The 20,081-nt window shown below is 63.6% G+C and carries 19 protein-coding genes and 1 pseudogene; 9 read left to right on the top strand and 11 right to left on the bottom strand.

Annotated features, from left to right (window positions below):
• Window positions 1-17: 17 nt before the first annotated feature.
• Genes NKJ11_RS17885 through NKJ11_RS17900 form a run of 4 tightly spaced genes read left to right on the top strand, consistent with a single transcriptional unit; the run spans window position 18 to window position 6,994 of the window.
• Window positions 18-2,471, top strand: a complete 2,454-nt coding sequence (locus NKJ11_RS17885; protein ID WP_352629334.1) for a GcvT family protein — start codon at window positions 18-20, stop codon at window positions 2,469-2,471.
• Window positions 2,468-3,373 carry a homocysteine S-methyltransferase family protein gene (locus tag NKJ11_RS17890; RefSeq protein WP_352609498.1) on the top strand — a complete coding sequence of 302 codons (906 nt, stop codon included), beginning with the start codon at window positions 2,468-2,470 and terminating at the stop codon, window positions 3,371-3,373. Before NKJ11_RS17885 ends, NKJ11_RS17890 begins: the two co-directional genes overlap by 4 nt.
• Window positions 3,366-4,547 (top strand): pyridoxal phosphate-dependent aminotransferase, encoded by a 1,182-nt coding sequence (locus NKJ11_RS17895; protein ID WP_352793872.1) that lies wholly within the window; start codon window positions 3,366-3,368, stop codon window positions 4,545-4,547. The genes NKJ11_RS17890 and NKJ11_RS17895 overlap by 8 nt, the downstream gene beginning before the upstream one ends.
• Window positions 4,544-6,994 carry a GcvT family protein gene (locus NKJ11_RS17900; RefSeq protein ID WP_352439851.1) on the top strand — a complete coding sequence of 817 codons (2,451 nt, stop codon included), beginning with the start codon at window positions 4,544-4,546 and terminating at the stop codon, window positions 6,992-6,994. Before NKJ11_RS17895 ends, NKJ11_RS17900 begins: the two co-directional genes overlap by 4 nt.
• Window positions 6,995-7,095: 101 nt before the next feature.
• Here NKJ11_RS17900 and NKJ11_RS17905 read toward each other — a convergent pair whose 3' ends face one another.
• From NKJ11_RS17905 to NKJ11_RS17935, 7 genes are all read right to left on the bottom strand, one after another.
• Window positions 7,096-7,683 (bottom strand): NAD(P)H-dependent oxidoreductase, encoded by a 588-nt coding sequence (locus NKJ11_RS17905; protein WP_352439850.1) that lies wholly within the window; start codon window positions 7,681-7,683, stop codon window positions 7,096-7,098.
• Window positions 7,683-8,264: an NAD(P)H-dependent oxidoreductase gene (locus tag NKJ11_RS17910; RefSeq protein WP_352439849.1), complete on the bottom strand. Its 582-nt coding sequence runs from the start codon at window positions 8,262-8,264 to the stop codon at window positions 7,683-7,685. The genes NKJ11_RS17905 and NKJ11_RS17910 overlap by 1 nt, the downstream gene beginning before the upstream one ends.
• Before the next feature lie 205 nt (window positions 8,265-8,469).
• Window positions 8,470-9,873 (bottom strand): FAD-binding oxidoreductase, encoded by a 1,404-nt coding sequence (locus tag NKJ11_RS17915; RefSeq protein WP_031213523.1) that lies wholly within the window; start codon window positions 9,871-9,873, stop codon window positions 8,470-8,472.
• A complete protein-coding gene (locus NKJ11_RS17920; protein ID WP_352439848.1) occupies window positions 9,873-11,171 on the bottom strand; it encodes a cytosine deaminase in 1,299 nt (432 codons plus the stop codon). The genes NKJ11_RS17915 and NKJ11_RS17920 overlap by 1 nt, the downstream gene beginning before the upstream one ends.
• A 4-nt stretch (window positions 11,172-11,175) precedes the next feature.
• Window positions 11,176-12,027 (bottom strand): ABC transporter permease, encoded by an 852-nt coding sequence (locus NKJ11_RS17925; protein WP_128304401.1) that lies wholly within the window; start codon window positions 12,025-12,027, stop codon window positions 11,176-11,178.
• On the bottom strand, window positions 12,014-12,841 hold the full coding sequence (locus NKJ11_RS17930; protein ID WP_352439846.1) for an ABC transporter ATP-binding protein: 828 nt from the start codon (window positions 12,839-12,841) through the stop codon (window positions 12,014-12,016). The genes NKJ11_RS17925 and NKJ11_RS17930 overlap by 14 nt, the downstream gene beginning before the upstream one ends.
• Window positions 12,842-12,853: 12 nt before the next feature.
• The gene (locus NKJ11_RS17935; RefSeq protein WP_352609486.1) at window positions 12,854-13,858 is read right to left on the bottom strand and encodes an ABC transporter substrate-binding protein; all 1,005 of its coding nucleotides are present in this window, start codon (window positions 13,856-13,858) and stop codon (window positions 12,854-12,856) included.
• A gap of 265 nt (window positions 13,859-14,123) precedes the next feature.
• Between NKJ11_RS17935 and NKJ11_RS17940 the strand changes: the two genes are divergently transcribed.
• From NKJ11_RS17940 to NKJ11_RS17955, 4 genes and pseudogenes are all read left to right on the top strand, one after another.
• Window positions 14,124-14,507: a RidA family protein gene (locus NKJ11_RS17940; protein WP_352793873.1), complete on the top strand. Its 384-nt coding sequence runs from the start codon at window positions 14,124-14,126 to the stop codon at window positions 14,505-14,507.
• Between the two features lie 54 nt (window positions 14,508-14,561).
• A complete protein-coding gene (locus NKJ11_RS17945; protein ID WP_352439843.1) occupies window positions 14,562-15,365 on the top strand; it encodes a creatininase family protein in 804 nt (267 codons plus the stop codon).
• A gap of 169 nt (window positions 15,366-15,534) precedes the next feature.
• On the top strand, window positions 15,535-15,789 hold the full coding sequence (locus NKJ11_RS17950; RefSeq protein ID WP_023812358.1) for a type II toxin-antitoxin system ParD family antitoxin: 255 nt from the start codon (window positions 15,535-15,537) through the stop codon (window positions 15,787-15,789).
• Window positions 15,789-16,073: pseudogene (locus NKJ11_RS17955) on the top strand (type II toxin-antitoxin system RelE/ParE family toxin); the annotation flags it as partial. The gene NKJ11_RS17950 and the pseudogene NKJ11_RS17955, both read left to right, overlap by 1 nt.
• 34 nt (window positions 16,074-16,107) lie before the next feature.
• On the opposite strand, the gene NKJ11_RS17960 reads toward NKJ11_RS17955, so the two are convergent.
• Together NKJ11_RS17960 and cobD are read right to left on the bottom strand one after the other, a co-directional pair.
• Window positions 16,108-16,617: a tyrosine phosphatase family protein gene (locus NKJ11_RS17960; RefSeq protein ID WP_023812360.1), complete on the bottom strand. Its 510-nt coding sequence runs from the start codon at window positions 16,615-16,617 to the stop codon at window positions 16,108-16,110.
• On the bottom strand, window positions 16,614-17,663 hold the full coding sequence (cobD, locus tag NKJ11_RS17965) for a threonine-phosphate decarboxylase CobD (protein WP_023812361.1): 1,050 nt from the start codon (window positions 17,661-17,663) through the stop codon (window positions 16,614-16,616). Before cobD ends, NKJ11_RS17960 begins: the two co-directional genes overlap by 4 nt.
• Here cobD and cbiB point away from each other — a divergent pair.
• Window positions 17,662-18,630, top strand: coding sequence for an adenosylcobinamide-phosphate synthase CbiB (cbiB, locus tag NKJ11_RS17970; RefSeq protein WP_352793875.1), 969 nt, complete (start codon window positions 17,662-17,664; stop codon window positions 18,628-18,630). The genes cobD and cbiB overlap by 2 nt on opposite strands.
• Window positions 18,631-18,901: 271 nt before the next feature.
• On the opposite strand, the gene cobO is transcribed toward cbiB, so the two are convergent.
• Both cobO and cobU read right to left on the bottom strand, forming a co-directional pair.
• Complete coding sequence (cobO, locus tag NKJ11_RS17975) at window positions 18,902-19,516, bottom strand: cob(I)yrinic acid a,c-diamide adenosyltransferase (protein WP_352793877.1); 615 nt, start codon at window positions 19,514-19,516, stop codon at window positions 18,902-18,904.
• A 1-nt stretch (window position 19,517) separates the two neighbouring features.
• Window positions 19,518-19,964 (bottom strand): bifunctional adenosylcobinamide kinase/adenosylcobinamide-phosphate guanylyltransferase, encoded by a 447-nt coding sequence (cobU, locus tag NKJ11_RS17980; RefSeq protein WP_352678360.1) that lies wholly within the window; start codon window positions 19,962-19,964, stop codon window positions 19,518-19,520.
• Between the last annotated feature and the right edge of the window lie 117 nt (window positions 19,965-20,081).

The following is a 20,081-nucleotide window of genomic DNA, read 5'->3' on the forward strand; positions in this document are numbered from 1 at the left end:
CAAGTTTGGAGAAGAACATGGCGGGTTTGCCGAGCACGGCGCGCGTGGTGATCATCGGAGGCGGTGCCGTCGGCACCTCCTCGCTCTACCATCTCGCCAAGGCGGGCTGGACCGACTGCGTGCTCTTGGAAAAGAACGAGCTGACTTCGGGCTCGACCTGGCATGCCGCTGGCAACGTGCCGACTTTCTCCTCGTCCTGGTCGCTGATGAACATGCAGCGCTATTCGACCGAGCTTTATCGCGGGCTGGCCGACGCGGTCGACTATCCCATGAACTATCACGTCACCGGCTCGCTGCGCCTTGCCCACACGAAAGAGCGCATGCAGGAATTTCAGCGCGCCAAGGGCATGGGCCTCTACCAGGGCATGGACATCGACATTGTCGGTGTCGACGAGATCCAGCGTCGCTATCCCTTCATCGAGACGCATGACCTGAAAGGCGCGCTCTACGACCCGAGCGACGGCGACATCGATCCGGCGCAGCTCACCCAGGCGCTGGCCAAGGGTGCGCGCGACATGGGCGCGAAGATCATCCGCTTCTGCCCGGTCACAGGCGTGCGCCGTGAGAACGACGAATGGGTGGTCGAGACGGCACAAGGTGAGATCCGCTGCGAGATCGTCGTCAATGCCGCCGGCTACCGCGCCGCCGAAGTCGGCCGGATGTTCGGCCGCGACGTGCCGATGATGGTGATGAGCCATCAGTACATTTTGTTCGAGGAGATTCCCGAACTGGCGGCATGGTCGAAGGAACAGGGGAAGAAACTGCCGCTGCTGCGCGACGTCGACACCTCCTACTATCTTCGCCAGGAGAAGAACGGCATGAATCTCGGCCCCTATGAGCGCAATTGCCGCGCGCATTGGGCCACCCACAACGACCCGATGCCGGAGGATTTTTCCTTCCAGCTGTTCCCCGACGATCTCGACCGGCTCGAACATTATCTGGCCGACGCCGTCGCCCGCGTGCCGATCCTGGGCACCGCCGGCCTGTCCAAGGTCATCAATGGCCCGATCCCCTACACGCCGGACGGCAATCCGCTGATCGGCCCGATGCCCGGCGTTCCCAATGCCTTCGAGGCCTGCGTCTTCACCTTCGGCATCGCCCAGGGCGGCGGCGCCGGCAAGGTGCTGGCCGAATGGGTGACAGAGGGCCAGACCGAATGGGACATGTGGTCATGCGACCCGCGCCGCTTCACCTCCTTTGCCGCGGCGCCGGACTATTGCGTCGCCAAGGGCATGGAGATCTACGGCAACGAATACGCCATCCAGTTCCCGCGCCATGCCTGGCCGGAAGGCCGCGACCGCAAGCTGTCGCCGATCCACGATCGCATCAAGGCGCTCGGCGGCCGCTTCGACGCCTATAATGGCTGGGAGCGCGCCACCTGGTATGCGCAAGAGGGCGATGATATTTCAGAGGAAGCGACGCTGACCTTCCGCCGCGAAGGACCCTGGCACCATCGTGTGCGTGAAGAATGCCTGGCCGTGCGCGATGCCGCCGGCATTTTGGACCTGCCGGGCTTCTCGCGCTTCAACCTCGAAGGCCCGGGTGCCGCCGAATGGCTGAGCCTGCAGGTCACTGGGCTGGTGCCGAAGCCAGGCCGCATCGGCCTGGCCTATTTCGCCGACGACAAGGGCCGTATCGTCACCGAAATGTCCGTGGTGCGCCACGACGACAACCTGATGACGCTGATCACCGCGGCGGTCGCGCAATGGCATGATTTCGAGTGGCTGAAATCGCGCATGCCTGAAGATGCGACCTTCAAGCTGATCGATCGGACCGAGGAATTCTCGACCCAGATCCTGGCAGGCCCGAACTCGCGAAAAATCCTCGCTGATGTCTGCGAAGCCGACCTCACTCTGCCATGGCTGACGCATCAGGAGACAAAGATCGCCGGTCGCTGGGCCAAACTCGTGCGCGTCTCCTTCGCCGGCGAACTCGGCTGGGAAATCCACACCAGGATCGACGACACCGCCGCCATCTTCGATGCCATCTGCGCGGCGGGACAACAGCATGGGCTGAAGCCGTTCGGCATGTATGCGCTGGATTCGCTCAGGCTCGAAAAAGGCTACCGCACCTGGAAGGGCGACCTGTCGACCGACTATTCGATCCTGCAGGGCGGGTTGGAGCGCTTCGTCAAATGGGACAAGCCCGACTTCCGCGGCAAGGCGGCACTCCAGAACGAAAAGCAGCAAGGCGTGAAGAAGCGCTTCGTCACGCTGGTGGTGGAAAACCCCGGCGATTGCGACGCTCCGTCAGTTTCTACACTCTGGCATGACGGCAAGATCGTCGGCGAGACGACGTCGGGCGGCTGGGGTCATCGCATCGACAAGTCGATCGCACTCGGCATGCTGCGCGCCGACCTGGCCGAACCAGGTACATCAGTCGAGGTCGAAATCTTCGGTGACCGCTTTCAGGCGATCGTGCAGAAGGATGAACCGCTGTGGGATCCGAAGAACGAAAGGCTGCGCGCATGAAGAAAATCATCCTCACCGATGGCGGGATGGGCCAGGAACTGGTCCGCCGCAGCAAATCCGAGCCGACACCGCTTTGGTCGGCCAGGGTGCTGATCGACGAACCCGATTTGGTGCGCGACCTGCACGCGGAATTCATCCGTGCCGGCGCACGTGTCATCACCATCAACACCTATTCTGCGACACCCGAACGCCTGGCGCGCGAGGGCGCGGAAGACCTCTTCAAGCCATTGCAGAAGCGCGGCATCGAATTGGCCAGGCAGGCCCGCGACGAGGCCGGCGATGCAGCCATCGCCGGCTGCCTGTCGCCGCTTTTCGGCAGCTATGCACCGGCACTGACCATTTCCTTCGAGGACACGCTCGATATTTACCGCCACATCGTTGCCGAGCAGGCCGATGGCGTCGACCTGTTCCTGTGTGAAACCATGGCGTCGGCGGACGAAGCCCGCGCGGCGGTCACCGCGGCATCGGAAAGCGGCAAGCCGGTATGGGTGTCGTGGACGCTGGCCGACCACGGCAAGCCACGGCTGCGCAGCGGCGAGACAATAGCCGCCGCGGCAGGCGCGCTCGATGGCCTGGCAGTCGCCGCGCGGCTGGTCAATTGCTGCCGGCCGGAAGCAATCGCCGCGGCTTTGCCTGAACTGATCGACCTCGGCGGCCCGGTCGGCGCCTACGCCAATGGCTTCACTTCAACCGAAGCACTCAAGCACGGCGGCACCGTCGATGTGCTGCACGCCCGTCACGACCTTGGCCCGGATGCCTATGCCGACCAGGCGATCGGCTGGGTCGAGGCTGGGGCAAGCATCGTTGGCGGCTGCTGCGAAGTCGGACCGCCGCACATCGCCGCCCTGCGCGACCGGCTCGAACAGGCCGGCTACGAAATTTCGGGAGTTTTGCATGCCTAGACCATCATCGCGTATTTCCGGCATCGTGCCTTCGGGCAAGGACGGCTGGGAAGTCCATTTCGCCGCCTGGACGCGCAAGGAGGCCGGCGAAGACATCATCATGCTGTCGGTCGGCGACCATGATTTCGACACGCCTTCGCAGACCATCGAAGCCTGTGTGACCGCGGTTCGCGGCAGCAATCATCACTATACCCCGCTTCCCGGCTTGCCGCGCCTGCGCAGGGCGATGGCGGCGGCCTCGACCGCCTGCACCGGCGTCGAGACGTCGCCGGATCAGGTGATCGCCACACCGGGTGGCCAGGCCGCACTCTACGCCGCCGTGCAGGGCGTGCTCGACCAGGGCGATCACGCCATCGTCGTGGCGCCCTATTATGCCACCTATCCCAACACGTTCAGCGCCGCAGGCGCTGATTTCACCGTCGTTGAGACACCGGCCGAGGATGGCTTCCAGCCGCGTGCCGACATGATCCGCGCGGCAATCCGGCCGAACACGCGCGCCGTCCTGATCAACACGCCGAACAATCCGACAGGAGCTGTCTATTCGCGCGAGCGGCTGGAGCAGTTGGCAGAAGTCTGCCGGGAGCACGACCTCTGGCTTCTGTCGGACGAAGTCTACTGGACGCTCGGCGGCGGCGAGCACGTCTCGCCGCGCTCGCTGCCAGGGATGGCCGAGCGGACGCTGGTCATCAATTCGATGTCCAAGAGCCACGGCATGACCGGCTGGCGCATGGGCTGGCTGACGGGACCGGAGGAGATGATCACGCTCATGATCAATCTCAATCTGGTGACGACCTACGGCCTGCCGGCCTTCATCTCGATTGCTTGTTCCGAGGCGCTGGAGAACCGTTACGGTGTCAAGGAGATCGCCGAACGTTACGCGGCACGCCGCACCGTCTTGCTCGACGCCGTGCGGGGCATGAACGATGTCACCGTGCGCGGTTCGGAGGGCGGCATGTATGTCATGCTCGACATCTCGGCCGTCGAACCGGACGACGAGAAATTCGCCTGGGCCCTGCTCGACAGCGAAAAGGTTGGCGTCATGCCCGGCTCCAGCTTCGGCGAAGCGGCCGCCGGCCACATTCGCATCAGCCTCTGCCAGCCCGAACCCGTGCTGCAGGAAGCTGCACTTCGTCTGCGCCGCTTTGCTTCCAGCTACCGTCGCGAGGCAGCATGACCGCCAAGGCAATTCCCGCCAAAGCAAGAGCGGTCATCATCGGCGGCGGCGTTTCCGGCTGTTCGGTCGCCTATCACCTGGCCAAGCTCGGCTGGACTGACATCGTGCTTCTCGAACGCAAACAGCTGACGTCGGGCACGACATGGCACGCCGCCGGCCTGATCGGCCAGTTGCGCGGTTCGCAGAACATGACACGGCTGGCCAAATATTCCGCCGATCTCTACGTCAAGCTGGAAGCCGAGACCGAGGTCGGCACCGGCATGCGCCAGGTCGGTTCGATTACCGTGGCGCTGACCGAGGAGCGCAAGCACGAGATCTACAGGCAAGCGTCGCTGGCGCGTGCCTTCGATGTCGACGTGCGTGAGATTTCGCCCAGGGAAGTCAGCGAGATGTACCCGCATCTCAATGTTTCCGATGTCGTCGGTGCCGTGCATCTGCCGCTCGACGGCCAATGCGACCCCGCCAACATCGCCATGGCCCTGGCCAAGGGCGCGCGCCAGCGCGGCGCCACCATCGTCGAGAATGTGAAGGTCACCAAGGTCCATACCAAGGCCGGCCGCGTCAGCGGCGTGTCCTGGGCACAGGGCGAAGACCAAGGCACGATCGAAGCCGACATCGTCGTCAACTGCGCCGGCATGTGGGCGCGCGAACTGGGAGCGCAGAACGGCGTCACCATCCCGCTGCATGCCTGCGAGCATTTTTACCTCGTCACCGAACCGATCCCCGGCCTCACCCGTCTGCCGGTGCTGCGGGTGCCGGACGAGTGCGCCTACTACAAGGAGGACGCCGGCAAGATGATGCTGGGCGCCTTCGAGCCGGTGGCAAAACCCTGGGGCATGGACGGCATAAGCGAGGATTTCTGCTTCGACCAGTTGCCGGAGGACATGGAGCATTTCGAGCCGATCCTCGAAATGGGCGTCAACCGCATGCCGATGCTGGCAACCGCCGGCATCCACACCTTCTTCAACGGTCCTGAGAGTTTTACGCCCGACGACCGCTACTATCTCGGCGAGGCGCCGGAGCTGTCCGGCTACTGGATGGCGACCGGCTACAACTCGATCGGCATCGTCTCCTCCGGCGGCGCCGGCATGGCGCTGGCGCAGTGGATCAATGACGGCGAAGCCCCGTTCGACCTGTGGGAAGTCGACATCCGCCGCGCCCAGCCGTTCCAGAAGAACCGCCGCTATTTGAAGGAACGCGTCTCGGAAACGCTCGGCCTGCTCTATGCCGACCATTTCCCTTATCGGCAGATGGCGACCTCGAGGAATGTCAGGCGTTCGCCGCTGCACGAGCATCTGAAGGTGCGCGGCGCCGTGTTCGGCGAAGTCGCCGGCTGGGAGCGCGCCAACTGGTTCGCCCGCGAGGGCCAGGAGCGCGAATACCGCTATTCCTGGAAGCGCCAGAACTGGTTCGACAACCAGCGCGAAGAACACCTCGCGGTCAGGAATGGCGTCGGCCTGTTCGACATGACCTCCTTCGGCAAAATCCGTGTCGAGGGCCGCGACGCCAGCGCTTTCCTGCAAAGACTGTGCGCCAACCACATGGACGTCGCGCCGGGCAAGATCGTCTACACCCAGATGCTCAACCAGCGCGGCGGCATCGAGAGCGACCTGACGGTTTCGCGGCTGTCGGAAACGGCTTTCTTCCTCGTCGTCCCCGGCGCCACGCTGCAGCGCGACCTGGCTTGGCTGCGCAAGCACGTCGCCGACGAGTTCGTCGTCGTCACCGACGTGACGGCGGCCGAAAGCGTGCTCTGCCTGATGGGCCCGGACGCAAGAAAGCTGATCCAGAAGGTCAGCCCCAACGATTTTTCCAATGATAAAAATCCGTTCGGCACGTTCCAGGAAATCGAGATCGGCATGGGCCTGGCCCGCGCCCACCGCGTCACCTATGTCGGCGAACTCGGCTGGGAACTCTATGTCTCGACCGACCAGGCGGCTCATGTCTTCGAGGCGATCGATGAGGCCGGCGCCGAAGGCGGCCTGAAGCTCTGCGGCCTGCACACGCTGGATTCCTGCCGCATCGAAAAGGCCTTCAGGCATTTCGGCCACGACATCACCGATGAAGACAATGTGCTGGAAGCCGGCCTTGGCTTTGCGGTGAAGACCGCCAAGGGCGACTTCATCGGCCGCGATGCCGTGCTGCGCAAGAAGGAAGCCGGCCTGTCACGCCGGCTCGTCCAGTTCCGCCTGAAGGATCCAGAGCCCCTGCTCTTCCACAACGAAGCGATCCTGCGCGACGGCAAGATCGTCGGCCCGATCACTTCAGGCAATTACGGCCATCATCTCGGCGGCGCGGTCGGGCTAGGCTATGTGCCATCCGAGGGCGAGAGCGAAGCGGATGTGCTGGCTTCATCCTACGAAATCGAGATCGCCGGCGAGCGCTTTGCGGCGGAAGCCTCGCTGAAGCCGATGTATGATCCGAAGGCCGAGCGGGTGAAGATGTAGCGCCTCTTACCCTCCCCCTTGTGGGGAGGGTCGGCTCGCGGTCGGAGCAGAGCGGAGATTGCGGGACGGGGTGGGGATAGCGCCCTACGAGACCCCGCTTCTCAAAACCGCTCCAGCTTTGCCCGCACCTTCGCCAGAAACGCCGCCCTTGTTGCCGGCGTCGAGGCATCCATCAAATAGTGCGCCAGGAAAAACGTCCGGCAGCGCGCCGCGCATAGCGCCCGCATGCCGCGCAGCAGGGTCTTGCGCCCCGGCTGGCCGACGACGACGCTCCACCAGGTCGGCGCGCCGCAGGTGGTGATGACGCCAACCTTGGTTACATGCGTCATCAGCGACTTGATCCGCCCCTTGCCGGCCGGCAACTTGAAGGCGACGTCCGTCGCCCACACCCGGTCGAGCCAGCCCTTCAGCATCGCCGGCAGCCCGTACCACCAGGTCGGATAGACAAACAGGATCGCTTCGGCCCAGTTGAGCAGCTCGAAATGCGGCTTCAGCGCCGGGTCCTGCGGCGCCTGGTCATTGTAGGAGCGTCGCTCGTCGCAACCCATCACCGGGTCGAATTTATCGGCGTAGAGGTCGAGCAGCCGCACCTCCCAGCCTCGTCGCATCAGCACGTCGATGGCGGTGTCGCGAATTGCCGCACAGAAGCTGTCCGGCACCGGATGGCAGTAGACCACCAGCGCGCGCATCAGAAGGCATCCATGCTGGCCGCGACCTTGGCCATGAAGGTCTTGCGCGTGCTGTCGGTCGACAGATTCATCGAATAATGCGCAAGATAGGTCACCGGCGCGCCCGGTTTGACGGTGGCGCGCAGCATGCGCTTGATCAGTTTGCGCGGCGGATCGCCCATCAGCATGGCGCGGAACCGGCTGCCGCCATAAGTGGTCACCGCCGCAACCTTGCGTATGTTGTGCAGCGACGGCTGCGCCTTGCCGTCGACCAGCTTGAACGACACGCCGGGAAGGAAGACGCGATCGAAAAAGCCTTTCAGTATCGCTGGAAAGCCATAGTTCCAGACTGGATAGGAAAGCACCAGCGCATCGGCTCGCAGCAGGCGTTCGACATAAGGTGCGGCAGCGTCAGCGGCGCCGCGCGGATTGTGGTAGTCCAGCCTTTCCTGCCGCGTCATCCGCGGATCGAAATCCTCCGCGTAGAGGTCGCAGTCATCGACCGTATGGCCCGCCGCCGTCAACCGCTCTACGATCATGCGGTGCAGGCCGGCATTGAAGCTGGTCTCGACCGGATGGGCGTAAAGGACGAGGATGTTCACAGGGGAATATCCCCTAGGTCAGTGCGAGGCACCCCCCTCTGCCCTGCCGGGCATCTCCCCCGCAAGGGGGGAGATCGGACTGCCGTATCGCTTTCGCTAACTGTCGACGCCGCAGAATGGTCGCGACTCAAAGGCTGCCAATCTCCCCCCTTGCGGGGGAGATGTCCGGCAGGACAGAGGGGGGTACTCAAGCGCAAACCTCTCCTCATCCCACTCTCTGCAGCCCCTTGAACAAAAAAGTCCGACCCGAACGGTAGTCGTAGTCCGGGTTCTCCCAGGCGATCATCTTGCCGGGGTTGAGCAGGCCTTGCGGATCGGTCTCGCGCTTGAAGGCGAGCTGCACCGCGTCGGTCTGCTTCATGCCGCCCTCTTCCAGCGTGTAGCGATGCGGGTTGAAGATCGGGCAGCCATTCTCCTCATGCAGGCGCACGATCTCGTCGAGCCGAGCCTCGCTGGTGAACTTGACCAGCGGCAGGCCGAAGCAGGTGATGTTGCCGTCCAGCCGCACGAATTCCAGATGCGAGAAAACCTCGCCCGGAAACATCTTGTCCATCTTTTCGACCAACGCGAGCTGGTTGGGAAAGGGATAGAGCGACTGCAGATAGGTAATCGAAGGATCGACGCGCAGCGCCCTCAGCGTCGTGTGGTTCCAGGCCAGCTCATAGGCCGGCGGCAGCCCCTTCTTTTCGTCCAGCGTTGCGGTTGCGGCATTGTAGATCACCTCGCCACCGGCCCGGCCGGTGAAGGCCAGTAAAGCGTCCAGCCCATGCCGCGCCACCATGACGACGCAGATGCTCTGCCCCTGCTGCAGGAATTTCTGGTGCCGCTTGAAATAAAGCTGTGGCACGGGTGCCGCTATCGGCGTGATCAGCTTGGTCAGGATACCGTCCTGGCACGCCAGTGCATTTCCATAGCGGGCCGCATCCATGAAAGCGTCGAAGCCGACGATGACGTCGATCCATTCATAAGCCGCGGTCAGCGGCATCTCGACCTCCGATATGATGCCGTTGGTGCCGTAGGCATGGGTCACCTTGTGCAGATCCTCGCCGGTGAGTTCGAGCGCTTTCGGCTCGGCCTCCATGGTCACCACGCGCAGCCGGAGCACATTGCCGAAATCACGCAGGCCACCGAAATTGATCGAGCCGACGCCGCCCGAACCGCCGGCGATGAAGCCGCCGATCGAAGCGGTGTTGTAGGTAGAGGGCGATAGCCGGAGTTCCTGCCCGGAATGCGCTCGCGTTGCCTTGTCGATATCGGCCAGAATGGCCCCCGGTCCGGTCACGACGCGACCCGGGGCGATCGACTTGATCTCGTTCATCTCGGCAAGGTTGAGCACGACGCCGCCGGAGAGCGGCATCGCCTGGCCGTAATTGCCGGTGCCGCTGCCGCGCGGTGTCACCGGCACGCCATGGCGATGACAGGCGGCAAGCACGCGGATCAGTTCGGCCTCGTTCTTCGGCGTCACGATCAGATCGCCGGTGACATGGTCCAGTTGCTGCTTCAGCACCGGGCTGTACCAGTAGAAGTCACGGCTCTTCTGCTGGACGATGGCCGGATTGTCGTCGACCTTGAGCCCGTCAAGATCGCGTTTGAGCGCCGAAACGTCCATCATTCCACCATCAGTTCGTCGAGTTCGGCATAGTCGGGCAATTGCCGGTCGATCGCCTTGCCGCCGCGCACCACGATGCGATCCGATTCGGGCCGCGAGAGCAATTCCGTCCAGCTTCGGCCTTTGAACAGGACAAAATCGGCATCGCCGCCGGCGGCAAGCGTGCCGAAGCCATCAAGCCGCATCACCTTGGCCGGCGTCGCGGTGACCGCTTGCGGCCAGTCGGCGACCGGATGATCGAAGTGCAGGATGCGCGTCGCCATGCGGTAGACCTCCAGCATGTCGAGGTCGCCATAGGCATAAAATGGGTCACGCGTATTGTCGGATGCGACGGCAACCGCAATGCCCCTCGCCTTCATTTCGTGCAGCAGCGTCACACCACGCCAGCGCGGCGTGGTGCCGTCGCCGCGCCGATCCTGCAAATAGAGATTGCACATCGGCAATGAAACGACGGCTAGCCCTGCCTTCGCCACCTTGTCCAGCGTGTCGAGCACGTCGAGGTCCGGCTGGCGCGCAAGCGAGCAGCAATGGCCGACGAGGATCTTTCCTTCGAAACCGTTCCAAAGAGCGGCCTCGGCGATCTTCTTCAGCGATATGGCGGAGATGTCATCGGTCTCGTCGGCATGGAAATCGAGATCGAGGCCATGCTTGATCGCTTGCGCGAAGACATGGTCGAGCAGTTCTTCGAGGTCCGGCACCATATAGGTGACGACACCGAGCACGCCCTTTGCCGCGGCAACCCTCTTTGCCAGCCTGTCGAACCACTTTTTGTCGCGTACGCCTTCGATGCCGAGCAAACAGGCGCCCTGCAACTCGATGCGGCCGCGCCATGCCTCGCGCATCGCCTCGAACACCGGCCAGGAGATTTCCTCCTGCGGCGCGACGCTGTCGAGATGCGTGCGCAGCGCCCTGGTGCCATGGGCGTAGGCTGAGCGCAGCGAGAAATCCATCCGTTTCGCAACGTCCTCGGCGCTCCAGCGTGCCACACGATCGGCGCCGGCGGCATTCAGCGCGCCCAAGAACGTGCCGTCGGGATTGGGCTTTCGCGGCCAGATATGGCCCTTGTCGATATGCGTGTGGCTGTCGACGAAGCATGGCAGCACGATGCGGCCGCCAAGATCGACGGCATCAGCAGGCGCTGCACGACCGTGGGCGGCAATGCCTGCGATTTTGCCGTCCGCGATAGTGACGTCGGCAAGCGCAAAGCCATCCCTGTCGAGAGCAGCGCCAAGGCCTGGGGTCAGGGATGCGTGAAGCCTGACATTGGCGAGCCGGTATGAACCTGTGTTCGGAATCAAGGGCCTAGCGCTCCTGCTTCAGTGCGCTTTCGTGCCAGCGCCGCAAAATGAGATGCGAAATCAGCGACAGCACGAGGAAGATCAAAATGCCGGTCAGCGAGATCAGGAACAGCGCCGCGAACAGCCGCGGCGCGTTGAGCCGGTAACCGGCCTCGATGATGCGCGAGGCAAGGCCGGACGACTGGCCGGTGGTGCCGGCGACGAACTCGGCCACCACCGCGCCGATCAGCGACAGGCCGCCGGCGATCTTCAGCCCGCCGAGGAAATAGGGCATCGCGGCCGGCAGCCTGAGATAGCGCAATTGCTGCCAGCGCGTCGCGCCATTGAGCTTGAACATGTCGCGCAGATTGCGGTCGACGGAGTTGAGGCCAAGCGTGGTGTTGGACAGGATCGGAAAGAAGGCGACGATCCAGGCGCACAGCAGAAGCTTGGTCGTCTGGTCGTTCACATAGATGTTGATCAGCGGAAAGATCGCCACGATCGGCGTCACCTGCAGCACGATGGCGAAGGGAAAGAACGACATCTCGACCCATTTCGATTGCGCGAACAGCACCGCCAGCCCGACCCCGCCGACGACCGCCAGAGCCAGGCTGAGGAAGGTGATGCGCAAGGTCACCAGCAGCGAGGAAAACAGCAGGCCGGCGTCGTTGTAGAGCGTCCACAGCACCACGCCCGGGCGCGGCAGGATGTATTGCGGAATCGCGTTCCAGACGCAGATGCGATCCCACAGCCAGATCGCCAGGATCATGATCGTTAGCGGCAGCAGCCAGCGGCCGATCCGTTCGAACCGCTCTTGGCGCACGCGGCGCGCTTCCTCGGGGTCGAGTTCGAGCACACGCTCGTCAATGGCCGTCATGATGCGCGCCTGCTGTTGAATTGATGGCATTGACCAACACATCGGAGGCCTGACGGCAGAGTGCCGCATAGTCGGGCGAGGTGCGAAACGCCTCGTCGCGCGGATAGGAGGCCTCGATGGCGAGTTCGTCGAACACCCTGCCCGGCCGCGCCGCCATGACGACGACGCGGTTGGAGAGGAACACGCTTTCAAAGACGCTGTGGGTGACGAAGACGACGGTGAAGCGTTCGTCCTGCCACAGTTCCAGGAGATCGTTGTTGAGCTTGAAGCGGGTGATCTCGTCGAGTGCCGCGAACGGTTCGTCCATCAGCAGCACGCGCGGTTTGGTCACCATGGCCCGCGCGATCGAGACGCGCATCTTCATGCCGCCGGACAGTTCGCGCGGCACCGCGTCTTCGAAACCGGTTAGATGCACCCGCGCCAGCATTTCCGTGATCGCCGGTGTCGCCTTGGCGCGCGAAATGCCTTTCAGCCGAAGCGGCAGCCAGACATTGTCGAAAACATTGGCCCAGGGCAGCAGCGTCGGCTCCTGGAAGACGAAGCCGATGTTCGAACGGTCAAGCGAGCCACCGCCGCGCCAGTCGAGCACGCCGGAGGTCGGCGTCGACAGGCCGGCGATCAGCCGCAGCGCCGTCGACTTGCCGCACCCCGACGGCCCAAGCAGGCTGAGGAAATCGCCTTCCCGGATGGTCAGGTCGACGTCGCTGAGCGCCGTCACGCCGTTGGAAAATACCTTGCCGACGCCGCGCAGCGCCAGAAGCGTCGGGGCCGTACCCGACACAGCCGGCGCTGGCGCCACTTTTTCCCTTATCATGCCGGGACCGGCCTATTTCTTCAGCTCGAGCCCGACGCCCTTGTTGATGAAGGTCAGCGTGTAGGCCTTCTTGATGTCGATGCCGTCGGGCGTGACCTTGGCCTTGACCATCTTGTCGTAGAAGCTCTTGATCCGCTCGTCGGTCATGGCGCCGATGCCGAGCTTTTCGGTGTCGCCGGAATCGGCCAGGCCGAACTTCTTCATCTGCTCGATCGAGAACGCGATCTGCTCGTCGCTCATGTCGGGATTGTCTTTCTTGATCAAGTCGTTGGCGGCCTTGTTGTCGCCGTAGAGATATTTGTACCAGCCCTTGGCGGAGCCATCGACGAAGCACTGGACCACCTCCGGCTTCTTGTCGATCGTGTCCTGCATCACCTCGATCGTCGTCGAGTAGGTATCCCAGCCATAGTCGGCGAGCAGGAACTGGTTCGGCACGAAGCCGCCTTCCTTCTTGACCGCGAACGGCTCGGAGGTGACGTAGCCCTGCTGGATCGACTTCTTGTTGGCGAGGAAGGGAGCGGTGTTGTAGGTGTAGGGCGCGCGCTTGGAGGCATCGAAGCCGAGTTCGATGACCATCCACTGGAAGAAGGTCTGCACGCCCTCGTCACCCAATATGTACTGGTCGGCGTTCTTCAGGTCCTCCCATTTGTCGAGCCCTTCGCCGGGATGGGACATGATGACCTGCGGGTCCTTCTGGAAATCCGCCGCCACCACCCGCATCGGAATGCCTTGCTGGACGGCATCGAAAGCCGACAGCAGATTGCCGCCCATGTAGAAATCGATCTTGCCGGCCAGCAGCATCGGCCGGCCGCTGACCTGCGGACCGCCCTGCATAATGGTGACGTCGAGGCCGCAGGCAGCATAGGTGCCGTCCGCCACGGACTGGTAATATCCGCCATGCTCCGGCTCGGCCAACCAGTTGGTGCCGAAGGTGACTTTCTCATTCGCAGCAGCACCCAGCGTGCTGGCTGCAAGCAGGGCCACAACCGCCACCGAGATCTTCTGTTTTCCGTACATCGACACCACCCTCTGTTTGCTCCGGCGCGCCACGCGCCAGGCTCGACACCAAAGATTCAAGAAGCAAGACACATGCCACCGGCGTCTGGCGCCGGGGCCGCCCGCTTGAAAGACGTTGCCATGCCAAGCGCGGACGGGTCATGCCGTACGGAAGGCATCGTGCCTATTTTTTGAACGGCTGTCCATAATCGCCCGGGCAACATGCACCGCCATCTTGAAGGTGCAATGGGTCAAGCCTTAGGCTACGGCCAAACCGGAGATTGCCATGTTCAGATTCCTCACCCCGAAGTCGATAAAGCCGCCCTTTGCCCGCTACAGCCACGGCGTCGAGGTACCGCCTGGAAAGCGGCTAGTGCTGTGCTCGGGTCAGGTCGCCATCACCGCGGACGACCAGATTCCCGAAGAGGCCGGCGCGCAGGCCGAACTCTGCTTCCGCAACATCGAAGCGATTCTCCGCGAAGCTGGGCTGGGCCTATTCGACATCATCCGTATCAACGCCTATGTCACCGACCGCGCGCATCTGCGGCCCTATATGGATGTCCGCGACCAGCTGTTTTCCAGCCCCGCGCCGGCCTCGACGCTGATGATCGTCTCCGGCTTTGCCCGACCCGAATTCAAGGTCGAGATCGAGGCTATCGCGGCCGGGTGATCGACAGACAACCTCCGCCGCGCTAGGTCTGGCCGTTCATCGAAGAGGCATGACATGACTGTTGCGAAGAAACGCGCGTGGTGGGGCGACTACCGGACCACCGAATACGCCTCGATCGATCCGGAGGCGACGATCGCCGTGTTGCCGGTGGCGGCGATCGAGCAGCATGGGCCACATCTGCCGGTCTCTACCGACACTTCGATCATGAACGGCATGCTCGACACGGTTATTTCGCGCCTGCCCGACGATCTCGACATCCGCATCCTGCCGGTCCAGGCAGTGGGCAAGTCGAACGAACATCTGCACGCGCCGGGCACCCTCACTCTGCCGGCAACCACGCTGATAGAAGCCTGGACCGAGCTTGGCCTGTCGATCGCGCGCGCCGGGGTGCGCAAGCTGATCGTGGTCAATTCGCATGGCGGCAACGAAGAGATCATGGGCATTGTCACGCGCGAACTGCGCGTGCGTGAAAAGATGCTGGCGGTAAAGACCAGCTGGCAACGCTTCGGCCGCCCGTCCGGCATGTACACCGAGCTCGAGGACCGCCACGGCATCCATGGCGGCGATGTCGAGACCTCGCTGATGCTGCATTTCCGGCCGGACCTCGTCGACATGGCCAAGGCCGACAATTTCGTTTCCAATGTCGCCAAGGCCGAGAAGGAATTCTCGCTGCTGCGCCACACCGGCACCCACGCCTTCGCCTGGATAGCTGGCGATCTCAACCCGAACGGCGTCGTCGGCGATGCCAGCATCGCGACGGCGGAGAAAGGCCGGCTGACGGCAGAATATCAGGCCGACGGCTTCATCAGCCTGCTGCGGGATGTCCGCAAGGCGAAGCTCGCGGACTGGTTGACGTAGCCTCCAAACCAGTGGTCTGGCATCGAAAGGCAAACGCTGTCCTCTTGAACAAACCAGGCGACGGAGGGCGGATCAGACGATCACGCTTTTGCACAGAGAGATTTCCGCACAAGAGATTTTGACAAACTTTGCCAAAATGGGCCATACTGGACGGGATATGGAGGCCAGTATGGCAACGATGAACGTATCATTGCCCGATCCGATGAAAGATTGGGTTGAGGCGCAAACCGAAACGGGCCGCTACGCCAACGCGAGCGATTATGTGCGCGATTTGATCCGTCGGGATCAGGAGCGCAACGACAAGATTGCCGCCATGCAGCGCTTTGTCGATGATGGCTTGAAGAGTGGCATCGGCAATCGATCCAGGGACGCGCTTTTCACGGAGGCGGTTAAACGCGCTGAAAAGCCATCCGGCAATAGGTAGTGGGATTTCGCCTTTCTTTAGCCGCGGAAGAGGACATCGTCGGTATTGCCGAGCAAGGGGTGCGCCTGTTCGGCGCTGTGCAGGCCAGACAGTATCATGACGAGTTGTTCACGATCTTTGACCTGATCGCTGCCAGTCCCCGAATAGCGCGAGAGCGGCTTGAATTGAGGCCACCGATGCGTATCCATCCCTTCAAAGCCCATCTTGTCGTCTACCGGATCGAAGCCGACGACGACGTGTTCATTGTCCGGGTACGCCACGGGCATGAAGATTGGGCGAATGAAGGCCACTCGATAATCGAACAACGACATGGGGCAGCTAGCTGTCGATCCTCAGCGCAAAGGGCGTGCCTTCAAAGGCATCCGCACCGCGCCCGATCGATTCGATTGCCTCGATCATGCGGCCGTTGCGATCAAGCAGCGCATCGGCCACCGCAATCAGCCGCGGATTGGGTGTCGCCGATGGCGACAGCGTCCGCAATGTCTGAGCCAGTTCGGCCTCATCGCGTTTCGGCGCCAATGCCGCCGCAATGATGTAGGCGGAGGCGGTCGAGCGGCTGATGCCGGCATAGCAATGCACGAGCATCGGCCTTGCCCGGTCCCAGCGGCGCGCGAAATCGAGCAGGTTACGGACATGCTCCTCGCCCGGCATGGTCATGCCGTCCTGCGCCGCCGCGATGTCATGCATGACCAGATGCAGATGGTTTTCTCGGGCGATCGACGCCGGACGGACCACCTCCGTTCCGGCGGCAAGCAGCGACAGCATGCGGTCGGCGCCGGTCCTGGCCACCGTTTCCTCGATCTTTGCCAGCGAACAGACATGGATCATTGTTCCGAACCCTTCGATTGATCCTCGCGCCGCGACGCCCATTCGGCAAGAGCGGTCTCGAGCCGCTGCCATTCCTCCTCACTTCCCGGCAGGCCGGCGCGCAGAACGTCAGGCCGATCGGCAAAATGGCGAAGCAGGATGCCGCGCTCGCCGAGCGCGGCAAACAAATCGGCGGCATTGGTCAAACTGAGGAAACGATACAATGTGGTGCCGCCCGCTACGGGTACGCCGAAGCGGGCCAACAGCGCGTCGAGCCGCGCCGATGCGCCGGCAAGAGATGATCGCATCGCGTCCTGCCAGTCGATGTCGGCAAGCGCGCGGATGCCGTATTCCAGCGCCGGGCCGGCGACGGCCCATGGCCCGAATTGCGTCTCAAGCCGTTCGACCGTCGCTACATCGGAAAGTGCAAACCCGAGCCGCAGCCCGGCCAGGCCGAAGAACTTGCCGAACGAACGCAGGACGACGATACCGCCCTGGCCGACATCGCCGCAGAGGCTATGCTCGCGCGGCCCAACATCCATGAACGCCTCGTCGACAACCAGCAGCCCGCCCTTGGCGCGCAATCCGGCAGCCAGAGCCAGCAACCGGTCGCGCTCGATGACACGTCCATCCGGATTGTTCGGATTGACGATGATGGCAAGGTCGGCGTCCGCCAGGTCAGCGAAATCGCCGACCTCGGTCACCGCGTGCCCGGCGATCACTGCTGCGCGGGCATGTTCGGCGTAGGTCGGACCCAGCACCAGCGCCCTTCCGGGGGTAATCAGCGAGGCGACGCGCGGCAACAGGATCTGCGTGCCCGGTGCCGCCACGATGTTGGCTGGCGACGGCGCCCCATAGGCACTGGCAGCGATCTCTGTCAGCTCACGCGTGCGCGCGGCTTCCGGCAACCGCGACAGCGAGGTGGCGGGCAGGTCGAAAAGCGGGTAGGAGTGCGGATTGATACCGGTCGAGAGGTCGACGAATGGCAGCAGGGCGTTGGGAAAAAGCCCCCTCGCGCGGCCAAGACTTCCACCATGGTCCACAACCGCCCCATTAAGAAGCTTCATGTCAGTCCTGATCGCTTTCCTGTCATTGGCCGTCGAATTCGCCCTCGGTTACCCCGATTGGCTGTTTCGCGCCATCGGCCATCCGGTGACGTGGTTCGGCAGGCTGATATCCTTTCTCGACCACAGGCTCAACCGCGCCACTGATCCCGACGCGCTGCGTCGCAAGCGTGGTGTCCAGGCGCTGCTGGTCATCGTGCTGGTGCCGGCGATAATTGGCCTGGGCGTGCAGATCCTGTTCTGGTTTGTTCCCAAGGGCCTCGTCATCACGGCCCTTCTGGCAACGTCGCTTCTGTCGCAAAAGAGCCTCTATGAGCATGTCGAGGCGGTGGCTGACGCGCTCGACACCGGCGGCCTGGCTTTGGGCCGCGTTGCCGTTTCGCGGATCGTCGGCCGCGACCCTGAAACGCTCGACAGGGCCGGCGTCTGCCGCGCGGCGATCGAGAGCCTGGCCGAGAATTTCTCTGACGGCATCGTCGCCCCCGCCTTCTGGACCGGCGTCGGCGGCCTGGCCGGCGGCGCCGCCTACAAGGCCGCCAACACCGCCGATTCGATGATCGGCCACCGCACCCCGCGCCACGAGGCGTTCGGCTGGGCAGCGGCGCGCTTCGACGACTGGATCAATCTGCCGGCGTCGCGGCTGACGGCGCTGCTGATCGTGCTGGCGGCGTTCCTCGTCAAAGGCGCTGATGCGAAAAATGCCTGGCATGCGGTATTGCGCGACGCGAAAAAACATCGCTCACCCAATGCCGGCTGGCCGGAAGCGGCGATGGCCGGCGCGCTCGGCCTGTCGCTCGCCGGGCCGCGCAGCTACGGCGGCGTACTGGTCGACGACGTCTTCATGGGCGAAGGTGGGCGGCGCGAAGCCGACAGCCTCGACATCAGGCAGGCGCTGAAACTCTATCGCGTTGCCGACTATCTGCTGATCGCCCTGTTCGGGTTGGTTTCGGTCGTTGTCATCGTGACGTGATCTCACGCTCCCCCTTGTGGGCAGGGCTATCGCATATGGAATTCCTGAGATGTCTGCCCGGCACGGACCCCCACCCCTAGCCCCTCCCCACAAGGGCGAGGGAGACTTCCGCTGGCGCCGACCCAAGCGAATCGCCTGTCTTTTCGGCGCCAAAGAAGAATTAAAGGCACGCGGCAGCGTTCCCTCCCCCTTGTGGGGAGGGTTAGGGTGGGGGTCCCTCTTCGCAAGAATCCATATGCGATAGCCCTGCCTTCAAAGGGGGTAAGAAGCCTCAGAACTCGATCCCCTGCTGGGCCTTCACGCCCGCGGAAAAATGGTGCTTGGTCACGCCCATTTCGGTGACGAGGTCGGCCGCCTCGATCAGCGCCGGCTTGGCATTGCGGCCGGTGACGACGACATGCAGGTCCTCGCGCCGCGCTTTCAGCGCCGCAACCACCTTGTCGAGATCGAGATAGTCGTAGCGCAGCGCGATGTTCATCTCGTCGAGCACCAGCAGGCTGATCGACGGGTCGGCCATCAGCTCGAGCACCTTGGCCCACGCGGCTTCGGCGGCTGCGATATCACGCTTCAAATCCTGCGTTTCCCAGGTGAATCCCTCGCCCATCGCGTGCCAGACGACGCGGTCGCCGAAGGCGGCGAACGCATCCTTCTCGCCGGTGTGCCATTTGCCCTTGATGAACTGGACGACACCGACGCGCTTGCCGTAGCCGAGCATCCGCAGCGCCAGGCCGAAGGCGGCCGTGGTCTTGCCCTTGCCGGGGCCGGTGTTGACGATCAGCAGCCCCTTCTCGACCGTCTTGCTCGCCACCTCGGCATCCTGCACCGCCTTGCGCTTAGCCATCTTGGCGCGGTGGCGTTCTTCGTCCTTATCGTCGATGTCGGTCATGTCATTTCACCTTGAGCGGCAGCCCCGCCACCATCAGCAGCACCGTATCGGCAATCGCCGCGACCTGCTGGTTGAGCCGGCCGGCGGCATCGCGAAACCGGCGCGCCAGTGCATTGTCCGGCACGATACCTTGGCCGACTTCATTGGACACCACGAACCAGGGTCCGCGCGGCCGCGACAGCACCTCTGCCAATCGGCGGCATTCCAGCTCGAAATCGTGTTCGGCCAGCATATGGTTGGTCAGCCACAACGTCAGGCAGTCGACGAGTACCGGTTGGTTATCAGGCAAGGCGGCAAGCGCGCCGGCGAGATCGAGCGGTGCGTCGATGGTCGTCCAGCCTTCGCCGCGCTGCGACCGGTGCAGCGCGATGCGCTCACGCATCTCGTCATCCCAGGCTTGCGCCGTGGCGATATAGGTCCAGGGCGGCGGCAAGGCGGTCGCCAGGATTTCGGCGTGGGGGGGGGGGGGGGGGGGGGGGGGGGGGGGGGGGGGGGGGGGGGGGGGGGGGGGGGGGGGGGGGGGGGGGGGGGGCGGGGGGGGGGGGGGGGGAGAGGAGAGAAAGGC

It is taken from the genome of Mesorhizobium sp. M0243 (assembly GCF_040321775.1).
In the GTDB taxonomy this organism is placed as follows: Bacteria; Pseudomonadota; Alphaproteobacteria; order Rhizobiales; family Rhizobiaceae; genus Mesorhizobium.